16 protein-coding genes are annotated in these 14,947 nt (G+C 64.0%); 7 read left to right on the top strand and 9 right to left on the bottom strand.

Translation table 11 applies throughout. The features are described from left to right. The first annotated feature begins 1 nt into the window (after window position 1). Window positions 2–814 carry an NAD-dependent epimerase/dehydratase family protein gene (locus AC07UC_RS29100; RefSeq protein WP_494908253.1) on the top strand — a complete coding sequence of 271 codons (813 nt, stop codon included), beginning with the start codon at window positions 2–4 and terminating at the stop codon, window positions 812–814. A 43-nt stretch (window positions 815–857) separates the two neighbouring features. Here AC07UC_RS29100 and AC07UC_RS29105 read toward each other — a convergent pair whose 3' ends face one another. The 6 genes from AC07UC_RS29105 to AC07UC_RS29130 all read right to left on the bottom strand — a co-directional run bounded on the left by AC07UC_RS29105 (window position 858) and on the right by AC07UC_RS29130 (window position 6,244). Beyond that, the gene (locus AC07UC_RS29105; RefSeq protein WP_494908254.1) at window positions 858–1,586 is read right to left on the bottom strand and encodes an ABC transporter ATP-binding protein; all 729 of its coding nucleotides are present in this window, start codon (window positions 1,584–1,586) and stop codon (window positions 858–860) included. Further along, a complete protein-coding gene (locus AC07UC_RS29110; RefSeq protein WP_494908255.1) occupies window positions 1,586–2,350 on the bottom strand; it encodes an ABC transporter ATP-binding protein in 765 nt (254 codons plus the stop codon). The genes AC07UC_RS29105 and AC07UC_RS29110 overlap by 1 nt, the downstream gene beginning before the upstream one ends. 2 nt (window positions 2,351–2,352) lie before the next feature. Next, window positions 2,353–3,312 carry a branched-chain amino acid ABC transporter permease gene (locus AC07UC_RS29115; protein WP_244735203.1) on the bottom strand — a complete coding sequence of 320 codons (960 nt, stop codon included), beginning with the start codon at window positions 3,310–3,312 and terminating at the stop codon, window positions 2,353–2,355. Continuing rightward, window positions 3,312–4,223, bottom strand: a complete 912-nt coding sequence (locus AC07UC_RS29120; protein WP_202323614.1) for a branched-chain amino acid ABC transporter permease — start codon at window positions 4,221–4,223, stop codon at window positions 3,312–3,314. Before AC07UC_RS29120 ends, AC07UC_RS29115 begins: the two co-directional genes overlap by 1 nt. Before the next feature lie 121 nt (window positions 4,224–4,344). Then, window positions 4,345–5,454, bottom strand: a complete 1,110-nt coding sequence (locus tag AC07UC_RS29125; protein WP_494908256.1) for a branched-chain amino acid ABC transporter substrate-binding protein — start codon at window positions 5,452–5,454, stop codon at window positions 4,345–4,347. Window positions 5,455–5,611: 157 nt separating this feature from the next. After that, window positions 5,612–6,244: an RraA family protein gene (locus AC07UC_RS29130; RefSeq protein ID WP_494908257.1), complete on the bottom strand. Its 633-nt coding sequence runs from the start codon at window positions 6,242–6,244 to the stop codon at window positions 5,612–5,614. Between the two features lie 231 nt (window positions 6,245–6,475). Here AC07UC_RS29130 and AC07UC_RS29135 point away from each other — a divergent pair, with 231 nt between their 5' ends. From AC07UC_RS29135 to AC07UC_RS29160, 6 genes are all read left to right on the top strand, one after another. Then, complete coding sequence (locus tag AC07UC_RS29135) at window positions 6,476–7,252, top strand: SDR family NAD(P)-dependent oxidoreductase (RefSeq protein WP_202323615.1); 777 nt, start codon at window positions 6,476–6,478, stop codon at window positions 7,250–7,252. 6 nt (window positions 7,253–7,258) lie between these two features. Continuing rightward, window positions 7,259–7,915 carry a 5-oxoprolinase subunit PxpB gene (gene pxpB, locus AC07UC_RS29140; protein ID WP_494908258.1) on the top strand — a complete coding sequence of 219 codons (657 nt, stop codon included), beginning with the start codon at window positions 7,259–7,261 and terminating at the stop codon, window positions 7,913–7,915. Beyond that, window positions 7,912–8,892 (top strand): 5-oxoprolinase subunit C family protein, encoded by a 981-nt coding sequence (locus tag AC07UC_RS29145; RefSeq protein ID WP_494908259.1) that lies wholly within the window; start codon window positions 7,912–7,914, stop codon window positions 8,890–8,892. Before pxpB ends, AC07UC_RS29145 begins: the two co-directional genes overlap by 4 nt. A gap of 123 nt (window positions 8,893–9,015) precedes the next feature. After that, on the top strand, window positions 9,016–10,182 hold the full coding sequence (locus AC07UC_RS29150) for an epoxide hydrolase family protein (RefSeq protein ID WP_494908260.1): 1,167 nt from the start codon (window positions 9,016–9,018) through the stop codon (window positions 10,180–10,182). A 40-nt stretch (window positions 10,183–10,222) separates the two neighbouring features. After that, window positions 10,223–11,254: an Ldh family oxidoreductase gene (locus tag AC07UC_RS29155; RefSeq protein WP_140769563.1), complete on the top strand. Its 1,032-nt coding sequence runs from the start codon at window positions 10,223–10,225 to the stop codon at window positions 11,252–11,254. A 43-nt stretch (window positions 11,255–11,297) separates the two neighbouring features. After that, complete coding sequence (locus AC07UC_RS29160; protein WP_494908261.1) at window positions 11,298–12,323, top strand: proline racemase family protein; 1,026 nt, start codon at window positions 11,298–11,300, stop codon at window positions 12,321–12,323. Between the two features lie 51 nt (window positions 12,324–12,374). Here the strand turns inward: AC07UC_RS29160 and AC07UC_RS29165 are convergent, their stop codons facing one another. Genes AC07UC_RS29165 through accC form a run of 3 tightly spaced genes read right to left on the bottom strand, consistent with a single transcriptional unit; the run spans window position 12,375 to window position 14,944 of the window. Further along, window positions 12,375–13,148 (bottom strand): LamB/YcsF family protein, encoded by a 774-nt coding sequence (locus AC07UC_RS29165; RefSeq protein ID WP_494908262.1) that lies wholly within the window; start codon window positions 13,146–13,148, stop codon window positions 12,375–12,377. Between the two features lie 10 nt (window positions 13,149–13,158). Then, window positions 13,159–13,581, bottom strand: coding sequence for an acetyl-CoA carboxylase biotin carboxyl carrier protein (locus tag AC07UC_RS29170; protein ID WP_202323622.1), 423 nt, complete (start codon window positions 13,579–13,581; stop codon window positions 13,159–13,161). Further along, window positions 13,571–14,944 carry an acetyl-CoA carboxylase biotin carboxylase subunit gene (gene accC / locus AC07UC_RS29175; protein WP_494908263.1) on the bottom strand — a complete coding sequence of 458 codons (1,374 nt, stop codon included), beginning with the start codon at window positions 14,942–14,944 and terminating at the stop codon, window positions 13,571–13,573. The genes AC07UC_RS29170 and accC overlap by 11 nt, the downstream gene beginning before the upstream one ends. Window positions 14,945–14,947 lie beyond the last annotated feature (3 nt).

Here is a 14,947-nt window from a genome sequence, read left to right on the forward strand (position 1 = left end):
GATGCCGCATTACGACCGTATCCTGATCACCGGCGCCGCCGGCCGCCTCGGTTCCGAACTGCGCAAGGGGCTGGTGCCGCTGGCGAAAACCATCCGCCTGGCGGGACGCCTACCGTTCGGCGACCTCGCGCCTCACGAAGAAGAAGCGGTCTTCGATCTCGCAGACATGGAGGCGACGATCGCGGCTACCAAGGACTGTGACGCGATCGTTCACTTCGGCGGCGCGCCGCTCGAATGCGAATGGCAGACGATCCTGGATTCCAGCATACGCGGCTCCTACCACATCTACGAAGGCGCCCGGAAACACGGCGTCAAGCGCGTCATCTACGCCTCCTCGGTGCATGCGATCGGCTATCACGAGGTCGGGGCGCATATCGGCGTCGACGCGCCGGTGCGCCCCGACAGCCTCTACGGTGTCTCGAAGAATTTCGTCGAGAGCCTCAGCCGGCTCTACTGGGACAAATTCGGCATCGAGACGGTGTGCTTGCGCATCTTCTCATCCTTCCCCGAACCGGCGGACCGGCGCATGCTGTGGTCCTACCTCTCCTTCGCCGATTGTGTGCGGCTGGTCGAGGCGGCGCTCACCGCGCCACGCGTCGGCCACACGATCTCCTTCGGCATTTCGGACAACAAGGTGAAAACGGTCGACAACAGCGGCGCCAACCATCTGGGGTTCATCCCCCAGGACAGCGCCGAGCCGTTCCGTGCCGCCGTGGAAGCAAAGACCCCCATTCCCGATCCGAAAAGGCCGTCGGTAAAATATCTCGGCGGCTGGTTCTGCGAGCTCGGCCACCCCGACGACAAGCCCGCATGACTATAGAGCGGGCCACCGTTTCGGTGAAACGGCGGCCCCGCTTTCAGGCAGCAGCACCGCCCAGATAAGCGCCGATGACCGCGTCGTTGCTCGCGAGATCGCTGCCGGTTCCCTCGAGGACGATGCGCCCGCCTTTCAGGACATAGCCGTAGTCGGCGAATTTCAAGGCAACCTTGCTGTTCTGCTCCACCAGCAGGATGGTCACGCCTTCGCGGTTGAGGCGCTGCACGATGTTCATGACCTCCTTGATCAATTGCGGTGCCAACCCCATTGACGGCTCATCAAGCAACAGCACCTTCGGCGCGGCCATCAAAGCCCTGCCGATCGCAAGCATCTGCTGCTCTCCGCCGGACAGGTTCCTTGCATCGCCGTTGCGCCGGCGCGCCAGGATCGGAAAAAGTTCGAAAACGTGATCCATCCGCCGGCGCCGCTCGGCATCGTCGGTCAGCGTGAACGAGCCCAGGTCAAGGTTCTCCTTGATCGTCATGTCGCCGAATATGCGCCTGCCCTCCGGCACATGGACCAGCCCGCGATGCGGCAGGCGATGGGCGGCAACCCTGGTTATGTCCTCGCCCATAAATCGGACACTTCCGGAGGATGCCGAGATGAGGCCGGACAGTGTGCGCAACGTCGTGCTCTTGCCCGCGCCATTGGCGCCAAGCAGCGTGACGATCTGGCCGCGCTTGACCGAAAGGCTGACGCCGTGAAGGGCTTCGATGCCGCCATAACGCGTGACGATCCGGTCGGCGGAAAGAACAATATCGGCGTCCATCAATCCTCCGTCCCGAGATAGGCTTCGATGACCTTGGGATCCGCACGCACGGCCTCCGGCGTCCCATCGGCGATCTTCTGGCCGTGATCGAACACGACGATCCTTTCCGATACCTGCATGACCAAGCCCATATCGTGCTCGATCAGCAGGACAGTCACACCGGTTTCGTCGCGGATGCGGCGGATCAGGTTCACTAGGTCCAGCTTCTCGTGCTCGTTGAGGCCGGCGGCCGGCTCGTCCAGCAAGATAAGCTCGGGCGTCGATGCCAGGGCTCTTGCGAGTTCGAGCCGCCGTTGATCGCCATAGGAAAGACCGCCGGCCTGGCGATGAGCATGTTCTTTTATGCCGACGAAATCGAGCCAGCGCATGCCGGCCGCGTGAATAGCTTCCTCTTCGCGCCGCTGCGACGGCAAGTGCAGGATCGCCGAGACAATGCCGTGGCGGCTGCGGCAATGCTGGCCCGACATGGCGTTTTCCAGAACGGTCATTTCCTTGAACAGCCTGATATTCTGGAACGTGCGGGCAAGCCCAAGCGCGGTGATACGATGCGGCGGCAGACCGGTGATCGACCGGCCGGCCAGGCTGATCGACCCACCCTTCGGCTTGTAGAAGCCGGTCAGGCAGTTGAAGAGCGACGTCTTGCCGGCGCCATTGGGGCCGATCAAGCTGTTGATGGCGCCCTTCTCCACAGAGAAGGAGATGTCATGAAGGACCTTCAGCCCTCCGAAGCTGAGACGCAGATCGTGGACTTCCAGCAAGGCCATGGTCAACCCCGCTTGTCCGGCCACAGGCCGTTCGGCCTGAAAAGCATGATTGCCAGCAGTGCCAGAGCAGTCACGAGCGGACGATAGGTGCCCGCCCCACGCAGCACCTCCGGAAGCAGGGCAACCAGGACGGCGCCGAGCACGACACCGGGAATGCGGCCCATACCGCCAAGGACGACGCCGAGAAGGATGAGAAGCGACTGGTTGAAGGTAAAACTCTCAGGCGAGATGGCGGTCATCTTGGCGGCGTAGAGGCAGCCGGCCACGGAGGCGATCACCGCCCCCATCATGTATGCCTGCAGCTTGGCCGCGACCCGGTTGATGCCGATGCCGGCGGCGGCATCCTCATCATAACGAACATAGAACCAGGCCCGCCCCATTCGCGACCGCTCCACGCTCAGGCAGACGAAGACGGTGACGAGGGCCAGCACCAGGAACGCATAGTAGAAGTGTTGCACATGCATCAGTTTGAAACCGAAGATCTCGGGCCGCTCGATGCCGACGAGGCCACTGGCGCCACCCGTGATATCGAGATTGCGGGCGATGATGCGCACGATCTCGCCGAAGCCCAGCGTCACGATAGCCAGATAGTCGCTGCGCAGCCTCAGCGTCGGCGCGCCGATGATGATGCCGGCCACGCAGGCTGCCGCCATGGCGATCGGGATGGTGAGCCAGAAATTGAAGCCGAACTCCGCGGTCAGGATGCCTGATGTGTAGGCGCCCACCGCAAAGAAGGCGGCATAGCCGAGATCGAGCAGGCCGGCATAGCCGACGACGATGTTGAGGCCGAGGCACAGGACGACATAGAGCAGCGTCGTCGTCGCCACCTCCGTCACATAGGCGTTGGCGAATTGCGGCAGCGCCAGCGCGCAGGCAAGAGCCGCCAGTGAGGGCAGTACAATCGACCAGCGCACCGATCGCGCTTGCGCGGCGGCCGGCAAGATCCTTGCTTCGTCGCTCATCACACCCGCTCCACGACGGCGCGGCCAAGAATGCCGGTCGGCTTGAAGACCAGGAACAGGATCAGGGCGCCGAAGACGAAGACGTCGCGCCATTCCGATCCGACGAAGGGCAAGGACGACCCGAAGGCCTCGAGCAGGCCGAGCAGCAGGCCGCCGAGCATGGCTCCCGGCACGCTGCCGATCCCGCCGATGACTGCGGCGGTGAACGCCTTCAGCCCCATGATGAAACCCATGAAAAAATGGACGCTGCCATAGTAGGCGCCGGCCATGACGCCGCCGCCGGCGGCGAGCGCCGAGCCCATGAAGAAGGTCAGCGCGATGACCCGGTCGACATCGATGCCCATCAGGCGGCTGGCGCCCATGTCGATGGAAACGGCGCGCATCGCCTTGCCGTACATGGTGCGCGAGATGAATATCTGCATGCCGGTCATCAGGGTGATGGAAGCGCCGACAAGCACCATCTGCGTGTAGGTGATGTGGACCGAGGAAACATCGATGCCGGCAAAACCGAGATCCGTGCTGAAGGCATAATGCCGCCCGCCGGTCAGGGCGAGTGCACTGCCGTTCAGCACCATCGAGGCACCGAGCGCAGTGATGAGTATGGAGAGGCGCGGCGCATTGCGCATCGGCCGATAGGCGAAGCGCTCGATGACGACACCCAGCAGGCCGACGACCAGCATCGACGCGAGCAGCGCGCAGACGACACCCAGCCAACCATTGCCGACCCAGATGCCGACGAAGGAAAACACGATAAGGCCGATGAAGGCGCCGCTCATGTAGATATCGCCATGAGCAAAATTCAGGAGCTTGATGACGCCGAAGACCATGCTGTAGCCGAGCGCGATCAGGGCATAGAACGAACCGACGATGAGGCCGTTCACCAGTTGCTGAATAACCAGGTCGAACGTCATTGATGCTCCAGATCTGGAAATTGAGACGATCTTGTCCAGGTGGCACGGCTGCGTCCCAGACAAGCGGCAACGATACCGGGGCGGGTTCGGGCCCCACCCCGGCATCGATCCGTTTCGCCTTTTATTCGGCGGCCACCCACTTGCCGCCCTTGGCGATCACCGGGCGGAAGTTCGACGTCTGCAGCGTGTTCTTGTCGGTGAACTTGATCTCGCCGGCGAGGCCCTTGAAGTCGCTTGCCTTGAGCGCCTCGATGATTGCCTTCTGATCCGCCGACTTCGCCCGCGTGATCGCGTCGACAATCAAGTCGCCGACATCATGGGACAGAGCGGCATAGGCACCGGCATCGCGGCCATAGGCCTCCTTGTACTTGGCCTTGAAATCGCCCGCGCCGGACAGGAGATCGACGGTCGGCGGAGACAGGAGGTACACACCCTCGCCGGCCGAGCCGGCGATCTCTAGATATTCCGGCGAATTGTTGCCGTCGCCGAGCACGATGCCACCCTGGAAACCAGCCTGGCGAAGCTGCTTGGTGAGCAGGGCGCCACCGGCATGATAGGCGGTCCAGAAGACGGCGTCGGCGCCGCTTGACTTGACCTTGGTGACGACAGCCGAATAGTCCTGCTCGCCGGCAGTGGTGGTTTCCCTCGCGGCAATCTCGCCGCCGGCGTTCTTGAAGGCTTCGGCGGTCAGCTTGGCCAGGTCGGACGAATAGGCGTCGCCCTCGTCGATGACCGCGATCTTCTTGTAACCGTTCTTCTTGAACAGCTCGACGGCCGTTACGGCCTGCATGTCGCCGGTTGAATTGGCGAGGAAGGCATTGCCCTGATTGGCGGCGACCAGCTTGGTCGAGTTCGCGCCGATGATGATGAACGGAATGCCGGCATCACCATAGATCTTCAATGTCGGCAAGACCGCGCCCGAGCAGTAGCCGCCGACGATGGCGGTCACGCCTTCCGAGACAAGCTTGCTGCCCGCGGTCACAGCTTGCTGCGGATCGCAGGCGTCGTCGGCGGTCGTGGTGACGATCTTGTCGCCGTTGGCGCCGCCCTTGGCATTGGCGGCGTCGATCGCCATCTTGACGGCGTTCTCCATGTCCTGGCCTTCGCTGGCGAGTTGACCCGTCATCGGGGCGATGATGCCGACCTTGATGTCGGCGGCCGCGGCCGCCGCTGTCATGACCAACCCGGCAAGGGCGGTGGCGCAAGCGAGCTTCTTGAAACAAACAACCATTATTCTCTCCATTTCCCCTGTTGGCGCATCCAGGCGGCGTGCCCGGAATGCATTCTTGTGTTCTAGTCGAACCGCCCTCGGGCGATCGGATGTGGTTGGCTCCCCTAGCCGGGCGCGGAGCATGTCACGCTCGACGGCAAGGACCTCGCCCGGCAGGTCAATGCCCGCCGGCGGCCTGGGCATAGGCACCCTGGTAGCGGTTCTCCCTGATGCTCTGCATGATCTCGGCTTCGCGCGCTTCCTGTGCCCGGACGGCGGCCAGCAAGGCCGTGGCACCGTCAACCGGAAAGGCCACGACGCCGTCCTCATCGCCCACGACGATGTCGCCTGGGCTGACAACCATGCCGCCCACACAGACCGGAACATTGATCGCGCCTGGACCGTCCTTGTAAGGGCCGAGATGGATGGCCGAACGCGCGAAGCATGGAAATGAGCTGCGGCCGATGGCGCCGGCGTCGCGAATAGCGCCGTCGAGGACAATGCCAGCCGCGCCGCGCGAGGCCGCCACGCTCGTCATGATCTCACCGACCAGCGCGCGCCCTTCATAGCCGCCACCATCGACGACAATGACGTCGCCGGGCTGCAACAGGTCGAGCGCGCGATGGATGAACTGGTTGTCGCCCGGGCGGGTCCTGACCGTCAGCGCCCTCCCCGCCATGACGCCACCCAGGCGGTGAAAGGGCCGCAATCCGACAGCCCCGGGGACACGCAAAAGGTTGTCGCTGATCAACGGGGTGGCGAATGCGCGGAACGCGTCGATGAGTTCGCTGTCCTGACGCCTATCTGCCATCTTCCGCTCTCCCATAGTCGGCACCTTTTATGAATATATTATCCAATCACGATTGAAGCGAGAAAGTCAACCGGGTTCCGACAGCTCACCAAAGAAAGCCGTAACGCGAGGAAAACCCCGCATTTCCTACCCACCTTGGCGGTTCAATCACTCCAGCCGTGGGCTTGCAATTACGCAAAAGCTTGAGATAGATTGGATAACATATCCATATTCGTCAAAAAAGGAATCGCCGTGAAGCACGCAGGAAAAGTCGCGATCATTACCGGGGCAGCTCAAGGATTGGGCCTTGCCTGCGCCGAGCGCTTTCATGCCGATGGCGCCAATGTCGTGCTTGTCGACGTCCAGGCCGATCGCGGACGCGAGCATGCCGAACGCCTTGGCGAGCGCGCCGCCTGGCTATCGGCGGATCTGTCCGAATGCACCCAGAAAATGGCAGCCGATATCGTTGCCAAGGCCACGGAGAGATTCGGCGGCATCGATATCCTCATCAACAATGCAGGCGTCATCCATCTGGATAATTTCGTCGACTTCCCCGAAGAGGCTTTCGACTGGGTCCAGCGCATCAATCTCAAGGCGCCCTTCCTGCTCGGCCAGGCGGCGGCACGCGCCATGATCGCGCAGGGACGCGGCGGCTCGATCATCAACATGTCGTCGATCAACGCCATTCTGGCCATTCCCAATTCCGTCGCCTATGCCGTGTCCAAGGGTGGCATCAAGCAGCTGACGGCGGTGATGGCGGTCGGACTGATCCCGCACAACATCCGCGTCAATGCCATCGGCCCGGGCACCATCCTGACCGACATGGTCAAGAGCTCAGTCATGGCGAGCGAGGAGCAGCGCCAGACCATCCTGTCGCGCACGCCGAGCGGCCGCTGCGGCGAGCCGTCGGAAATCGCCAGCGTCGCCTCCTTTCTGGCCAGCGACGACGCCTCCTACATTGTCGGCCAAACCATCTATCCCGACGGTGGCCGGCTGATCCTGAACTATACGGTGCCGGTCAAGGACTGAGCGCCCATGACCATGCCCCGCATCAGCCTCGCCGGGTCCGGTGCCCTGCTTCTCGATGGCGCGCAGGGCCCCTTTGACGATGCTGTTCAGGAACTGGTCTGGGCGGTGACGAAGGCCGCGCTGACCCTGGAGGGGGTGCGCGAGGCCGTGCCCGGCATGAACAACCTGCTCGTGCTGTTCGACCCGCTGACCACTGACGCAATGAGCATCGGCGCGCAGCTAAGGTCGCTCTGGACCGGCACCGATGCCCGCGCGGTGGCCGGCACCGATCACACCGTTCCCGTCAACTATGGCGGCGCGCGTGGCGAGGACCTGGCCGGCTGGGCCGCGCATTGCGGCATGACTATTGACGAAACCGTCAAGCGCCATGCCGCGGCCACCTATACGGTTGCCGCCATCGGCGCCATGCCGGGCTTTCCCTATCTCTCGGGCCTTGACCCTCGACTTGCCTGGGCAAGGCGGGGCACGCCGCGCCTGAAAGTGGCCGAGGGTGCCGTCATCATCGGTGGCGCGCAGGCGGGCATCATGCCGATGACCGCGCCGTCCGGATGGCACATTGTCGGCCATACCGACATGAAGCTCTTCACGCCCGAAGCGCAATCGCCGGTGCTGCTCAAGCCCGGAGACAAGATCCGGTTCACAATCGCCGATATCGAAGCATGATCGAGATCCTCACCACCGGCCTGCTGAACACGGTCCAGGATCTTGGCCGGCCCGGCCATCTCGCGCTCGGGGTCAGCCATGGCGGCGCCATGGACAAGCAGGCGCTGGCAGTCGCCAACCTCATGCTGGGCAATGACGTTGCCGCGGCCGGGATAGAAGTCGCGCTGCATCCGTTCCGGTTCCGCGCCCATATGGACACAGCCGTCGCCGTCACAGGCGCGGATTGCGCCGTCAGCATCGCCGACCGGCCCTGCCCGCCCTGGTGGGCGATGACGATCCGCGCTGGCGAGACGCTCGTCATCGACGCGCCGCGCACCGGTGCTCGCTCCTACATCGCCTTCGCCGGCGGGCTCGATCTGCCGTCGGTGATGGGATCGCGCGCGACAGATCTGAAGGGCAGTTTCGGCGGGTTGGCAGGGCGCGGCCTGGCACGCGGCGACAGGCTCGCGCTCAACCCCGCGCAATGCCCGCTGCCGGCGGGCGGCCTTGGCGCAGCGCTGGAGGAGCGACGCGGCGCGGCCGATGGCATTGCCGCCGCCATCAAACTGCGGGTTCTGCCGGCGGCCGAGTTCGACGCCTTCACGCCGGAGGCCCAGGCAACCTTCACCACCGGCGAATGGAGCATCACCAACGATGCCAATCGCATGGGGTATCGGCTGTCCGGAGAGCCGCTTTCGCTCATCTCGCCGCTGGAGCTTTTGTCACACGGTATCGTACCAGGCACCATTCAGGTGCCGCCATCCGGGCAGCCGATCATCCAGCTTGCCGATGCCAACACCTGCGGCGGCTATCCGAAGATCGCCACTGTGATCGAGGCCGACCTCTGGCGGTTGGCGCAAGCGCCGGTCGGCGCAAATCTGCGCTTCTTGCCGGTCTCCGTCGAAGCGTCGACAGACGCGCTCCGCGCTGGCCAGACGTGGCTTCACGACTTCGCCGCCGCACGCAACCTCGTGGCCGCACGGCCACGGCCGGGTTGAACGAAAAACGTGCGCGCTCTCCCACCGTGCCGATCGGGCCGAGATTCGACGACGATGACAGGGGGGGCGGTACGATATCCGCATTCGCTTCGTTCGGCAGGTATCAGCGAGCAGGACAGGTCCATGGAAATCCGCCCTTTCACGATCCAGATTGCCCAGGCTGAAATCGATGAATTGAAGAAGCGCATTTCAGCCTGGCGCGCGCCGGACCAGTTGCAGGCAATAGGATGGGCGCAGGGAACCGAGTATGAGGCGCTGCGGCGGCTTATGCAGTATTGGGGCACCGGCTTCGACTGGCGCAAGCAGGAAGCCGCCTGGAATATCCATCCGCACTACCAGACGGATATTGGCGATCAAACCATCCATTTCATCCATGCGCCCGCCGCCGTCGCGACCCGCAGGACGGTGATCCTCACCCACGGCTGGCCGGGCAGCGTCTTCGAATTCCACAGGCTGATCCCACTTCTGACCGACCCGCTTTCCCATGGCGGAAGACAGGAGGATGCCTTCAATGTCGTGGTCCCGTCGATCCCTGGATATGGCTTTTCAAGCCGGCCAGGCAGGCCCGGTCTCAACCTGTTCACCGTTGCCGGGCTCTGGGCGGAATTGATGCGCCGTCTCGGCTACAAGCGATATCTCGCGCAAGGCGGAGATCTGGGCGCCAGCGTCTCGACATGTCTGGCATATGCGCATCCCGACAGTCTTGCCGGGGCCCATTTGAATTTCATTCCCGGCTCATACCTGCCCCCCCACGACGCGGCTCCGGGCGGCGACCTGACTTCGGAAGAACGCGCGTTCCTGCAACGGAAAGCCGAATGGGCGGATCTCCACGGCGCCTACGGCCATATCCAAGGCACGCGCCCCCAAACGCTTGCCTACGGGCTGACGGATTCGCCAGTCGGACTGGCGGCGTGGATGATCGAGAAGTTCCGCGACTGGAGCGATTGCGACGGCGATCTGGGCAAGGCCACCTTTTCGCAGGACGACATGCTTGCCAACATTTCGCTCTACTGGTTCACCCGGACGGTCGCCTCGTCGATGCGCCTCTATTGGGAAACGCGCGCGCGCCCGCTTGCATTCCCACAGGGCACGGCAATCGACGTCCCGCTCGCGGTGGCGTTGTTTCCGAAAGAGCTGCCAATGCCGCCGAGGAGTTGGGTCGAGCGTGTCTTTCGCGACGTGCGGCGGTGGACCGCGATGCCGCGCGGCGGCCATTTTGCGGCTCTCGAGCAGCCTGTGCTGCTTGCGCAGGATCTCATAGACTTTGCCCGCGACCTGAAATTTTCCTGACGGCAGATACGTCGCGTGCCGCCAACCCAGAGGCCAGAAAATGAGCACCAGCGTTCTCAGCACCGATGCCTTGTCCGCGCGCGTGGACACAATTTTTCACAAGGCCGGTCTCAACGCCCTCCAGGCCAGCGCCATCACGCGGGTCATCGTCGCCGCGGAGCGCGACGCCTGCAAGTCGCATGGCATCTATCGCATCGAAGGGGCGCTACGCACGATCAAGGCCGGGAAGGTCACGCCAGACGCGGTGCCCGAGTTGCTGCCGCAACAGGCACCTGCCATCGTGAAAGTGGACGCCAAGGGCGGCTTCGCCAACCCGGCCTTCGAAGTCGGCCTGCCGGCGCTGATCGAGCGGGCACATGCCTGTGGCGTCGCGGCGCTGGCGATCAATGACGCCGTGCATTTTTCCGCTCTCTGGGTCGAGGTCGAGGCCTTGGCGCAAGCCGGCCTTGCCGGCCTCGCCATGTGTCCGAGCTATGCCACCGTCGCCCCGACCGGCGGCAATAGGCCGTTGCTGGGCACCAATCCCTTTGCTTTCGGCTGGCCGCGCGAGGGACAGCCACCATATGTCTTCGATTTCGCGACCTCGGTTGCCGCGCGCGGCGAGATCGAACTCCATCGCCGGGCTGGCAAGCCGCTGCCTGAAGGTTGGGCCATCGATTCGGACGGCAAGCCGACGACGGATCCCGAGGTCGCGCTCGCCGGCGCCATGCTGTCCTTCGGCGGGCACAAGGGTTCCGCCATCGGCACGATGATCGAACTGCTCGCCGGCATCATGATTGGCGACCTGACCAGCCCCGAGGCGCTGGACCTGATCGGCACCACGACGCTTTATCCGTCGCATGGCGAGTTGATCATCGCCTTTTCGCCGCAAGCCTTCGCCGCCGGCCGGGCCGGCAATCCCCTGGCTCGCGCGGAAACCCTGTTCGAAGCGATCCTCGGCCAAGGCGCGCGCCTGCCCTCGCAGCGGCGGTTCCTGGCCCGCGAAAAGTCGGAGCGCGACGGCATTGTCCTCACGCACCAAGAAATGGAGCAACTTGACCGTCTTCTCGAGCAAGGGCTCGACGCGGTCTGAACCGATATGGCCAAGGCCAAGACCAACCACAGGAGGGACAGAAATGCGCTGGACGAAAACATTCACGGTCGTCGGCTGCCACGCCGAAGGTGAAGTGGGCAACGTGATCACCGGGGGCGTCAGGGACGTTCCCGGCAAAACGATGTTCGAAAAGAAGGAATATCTCGAAGAGCATATGGACGACATTCGTGGATTGCTCTTGTTCGAGCCGCGTGGCGCACCATACGTCAACGGCAACATCATCCTGCCGCCTTGCGACCCCTCGGCCGATCTCGGCTATGTCATCATCGAAAGCACCGAGTATCCGCCCATGTCGGGCTCGAACACGATCTGCGTCGCCACGGTGGCACTGGAAACCGGGATCATCCCGATGCAGGAGCCCGAGACACTGCTGCGCATGGAAGCCCCGGCAGGAATGATCGAAGTGCGCTGCCTGTGCGAGAACGGCAAGGTGAAGCAAGTGGAATTCACCAACGTGCCGGCTTTCGCGCTCCATCTCGACACGCCGGTCGAGGTCGAAGGGCTGGGCACCATCACCGTCGACACCTCGTATGGCGGCATGACTTTCGCCCATGTCAACGCAAGCACGCTCGGCTTTGCCGTCACACCCGACGAAGCTCATCAAATGTCCCTGACAGGCCAAAGGATCAAGAAGGCGGTCAACGAGCAGCTCAAGGTGGTGCATCCGGAGAATCCGAAGATCCGCGATGTCTCCAACGTCATCTTCGAAGGCCCGATCGCGCGCGTCGACGGGCGCGTGGAAAGCATCAACGGCACGGTCTGCCTGCATGGCAGGCTCGACCGCTCTCCAACCGGAACCGGCACCACCGGGCGTCTGGCGGTAATGTCGGCAAAAGGTCAAATCGCCAAGGGCGAGCTGTTTCGCAACAAGTCGATCATCGGGACCCATTTCGATTCGCGCGTGATCGCCAACGCACGCGTGGGCGACCTTGATGCCGTCGTGGTCACCATCGCCGGACAGGCCTGGATCACCAGCATCGGCCAGTACGGCCTCGACCCGACAGATCCTTATCCGCGCGGCCACAGGCTGGCAGACGTCTGGTTCTGAAACAAACGAGGCCGTGCCGGCAGGCACGGCCTCGTTTCTGTTCCGCCATGCTCAGGCTGTTGTCACGAAGGCTCTTACCTCGACACCGCTCTCTTCCAGCCGGGCCCGCACACGCGCGGCGATGGCGACGGCCGCCGGCGTGTCGCTGTGGACGCAGATCGAATCGATCGGCGTTTTCAGCAACTGCCCCGAAATCGTCTCGATGGCACCTTGCCTGACCATGCGGACGACCCGTTCCGCCGCCTTCTCGGCATCGTGTATGACCGCGCCCTCCAGCTTGCGCGAGACAAGAAAGCCTTCCTCCGTATAGGCGCGGTCGGCGAAGATTTCGGACCGGACCGTCAGGCCGGCGTCGCGCGCGATCCTGTCCTGGAAGCCCAGCGCGATGGCGAGACATATCAGGTCGGGATCGACGGCCTTGACCGCCCGCGTCACGGCTTCGGCGACGCCACGGTCGGTCTGGGTAAGATTGCCCAGCGCGCCATGCGCCTTGACGTAGCGGATCGGATGGCCGGCATAGGCGGACAGCGCCTGCGCCGCACCAACCTGGTAGGCCACCAGCCTTTCGATCTCATCCATGGAATGCGGAATGACACGGCGTCCGAACCCCCACAGATCGGCGAAGCTCGGATGCGCGCCAACCGCGACGCCCTTCTCGCGCGCCATCGAGAAGGTGGCGGCCATGATCTCCGGGTCGCCGGCATGAAAGCCGCAGGCGACATTGGCGGAACTGACGATGCCGAGGATCGCGGCGTCGTCGCCGAGCCTGTAGGCGCCGAAACCCTCACCCATGTCCGAATTGATATCGACCTGCAGTCCGCTCATGGCGCCTTCCTCATTGTCTTGCACGATCGGCTGTTGCCAGCGCGTAGAGCGGCGTGCCGTAACCGACCACCGCTCCGTCCTCGACCAGTGCGGCGCCCAACACGCCATCGTCGGGCGCAAGCACGGCTTTCAGGTGTGACCCGACTTGCAGGACACCGACTGTCTCGCCTTTGCGAACCGTCTGGCCTGATGCGGCAACCGGGCGACCGGTCGTCGGATGATCGAGACGGAAGACGCCGACGCCTGGTGCGCGCACGCCGTTGAAGGCCGCTTCGGCCTTGGGGGTCGTGGCCACAGCCAAGGACGTTTCGGCGACGGACGATTGCAGGTTCAGACGCAGGCGCAGCGAGAAGCCGGTCTGCGCCAGCTCGATCTCACCGATGCCGGCGCGTGTGCACCAGCCGGCCAGCCTTTCGATTTCTTCAAGCGTCATCGCCGCCCCGTCCCTTGAGCAAGCCGCCTTCGATGAGACGTTCAAGATGATGAATATCGAAGCCTCCGGCGGCGAAGCCGGGCTCCTCCATCAGCAGGCCATGCAGCGGCGCGTTGGTGGCGATGCCGACAGCCTCCATCTCGGCCAGCGCGCCGCTCATGCGCCGGATCGCCTCGGCCCGCGTCGCGCCATGCGCCAACAGCTTGGCCACCAGCGAATCGTAGTGCGGCGGCACCGTGTAGCCGGAGTAGAGATGCGATTCGACGCGGATGCCCGGGCCGCCCGGAGGCGTCCACCGATCGACCCGGCCTGGATGCGGCCGAAAGTTGTAGGGATGCTCCGCGTTGATGCGGCATTCCAGAGCGTGGCCCTGAATGCTGATGTCTTCCTGCCTGAACGACAGATGCTCGCCCTGGGCGATGCGGATCTGTTCGCGCACGATATCGATGCCGGTGACGAGCTCGGTGACGGGATGCTCGACCTGCACCCGGGTGTTCATCTCGATGAAATAGAAGCGCCCGCCCTCGTAGAGGAATTCGAAGGTACCGGCACCGGTATAGCCGATGGTCAGGCATGCACGCGCGCACAGTTCGCCGATCTCGGCGATCGCCTCGCGCGCGATGCCGAGCGCCGGCGCTTCCTCGATGATCTTCTGGTGGCGCCGCTGCATGGAGCAGTCCCGTTCACCGAGCCAGAGCGCCGTCCCGTGCCGGTCGGCCAGCACCTGGATCTCGATATGGCGCGGGTGCTCGAGGAATTTCTCCAGATAGACTTGCGGATTGCCGAAAGCCCGGCCCGCTTCCTCGCGCGCCAGCGACACGGCTTCCATCAGCCCGCTTTCAGACCGCACGATGCGCATGCCGCGCCCGCCGCCGCCGCCGGCTGCCTTGACAATGACCGGATAGCCAACGGCCGAAGCGATGCCGCGCACCGCCTGCTCGTCTTGCGGCAGCGCGCCTTCCGAGCCTGGAACGCAGGGAACGGCGGCGGCAATCATCGTCCGCTTGGCGGACACCTTGTCGCCCATCGCGCGGATCGCCGCCGACGACGGGCCGATGAAGGCAAGCCCGGCATTCTCGACGGCTTCGGCGAAGGCGGCGTTCTCCGAAAGGAAACCATAGCCCGGATGGATCGCGCCGGCGCCGGTAAGCTGCGCGGCGGCGATGATCTCGCCGATATTGAGATAGCTTCCAGCAGCGGTCGCCGGGCCGATGCAAATCGCCCTGTCCGCCAACGCCACGTGGCGAAGGCTGGTATCGGCTTGCGAATGGGCCGCGACCACCTTCAATCCAAGGGCCCGGCAGGCGCGCAGGATGCGCAGCGCGATTTCACCACGGTTGGCGATAAGGACGGTATCGAACATCGC

The sequence above is a fragment of the Mesorhizobium sp. GW821-FHT04C10 genome (assembly GCF_059420305.1).

What these genes read in the sequence shown, in the direction of transcription:
- AC07UC_RS29100 (WP_494908253.1), top strand. Translation starts at nt 2, where the DNA reads ATGCCGCATTACGACCGTATCCTGATCACCGGCGCCGCCGGCCGCCTC.
- AC07UC_RS29105 (WP_494908254.1), bottom strand. Translation starts at nt 1,586, where the DNA reads ATGGACGCCGATATTGTTCTTTCCGCCGACCGGATCGTCACGCGTTAT.
- AC07UC_RS29110 (WP_494908255.1), bottom strand. Translation starts at nt 2,350, where the DNA reads ATGGCCTTGCTGGAAGTCCACGATCTGCGTCTCAGCTTCGGAGGGCTG.
- AC07UC_RS29115 (WP_244735203.1), bottom strand. Translation starts at nt 3,312, where the DNA reads ATGAGCGACGAAGCAAGGATCTTGCCGGCCGCCGCGCAAGCGCGATCG.
- AC07UC_RS29120 (WP_202323614.1), bottom strand. Translation starts at nt 4,223, where the DNA reads ATGACGTTCGACCTGGTTATTCAGCAACTGGTGAACGGCCTCATCGTC.
- AC07UC_RS29125 (WP_494908256.1), bottom strand. Translation starts at nt 5,454, where the DNA reads ATGGTTGTTTGTTTCAAGAAGCTCGCTTGCGCCACCGCCCTTGCCGGG.
- AC07UC_RS29130 (WP_494908257.1), bottom strand. Translation starts at nt 6,244, where the DNA reads ATGGCAGATAGGCGTCAGGACAGCGAACTCATCGACGCGTTCCGCGCA.
- pxpB (WP_494908258.1), top strand. Translation starts at nt 7,259, where the DNA reads ATGACCATGCCCCGCATCAGCCTCGCCGGGTCCGGTGCCCTGCTTCTC.
- AC07UC_RS29145 (WP_494908259.1), top strand. Translation starts at nt 7,912, where the DNA reads ATGATCGAGATCCTCACCACCGGCCTGCTGAACACGGTCCAGGATCTT.
- AC07UC_RS29150 (WP_494908260.1), top strand. Translation starts at nt 9,016, where the DNA reads ATGGAAATCCGCCCTTTCACGATCCAGATTGCCCAGGCTGAAATCGAT.
- AC07UC_RS29155 (WP_140769563.1), top strand. Translation starts at nt 10,223, where the DNA reads ATGAGCACCAGCGTTCTCAGCACCGATGCCTTGTCCGCGCGCGTGGAC.
- AC07UC_RS29160 (WP_494908261.1), top strand. Translation starts at nt 11,298, where the DNA reads ATGCGCTGGACGAAAACATTCACGGTCGTCGGCTGCCACGCCGAAGGT.
- AC07UC_RS29165 (WP_494908262.1), bottom strand. Translation starts at nt 13,148, where the DNA reads ATGAGCGGACTGCAGGTCGATATCAATTCGGACATGGGTGAGGGTTTC.
- AC07UC_RS29170 (WP_202323622.1), bottom strand. Translation starts at nt 13,581, where the DNA reads ATGACGCTTGAAGAAATCGAAAGGCTGGCCGGCTGGTGCACACGCGCC.
- accC (WP_494908263.1), bottom strand. Translation starts at nt 14,944, where the DNA reads ATGTTCGATACCGTCCTTATCGCCAACCGTGGTGAAATCGCGCTGCGC.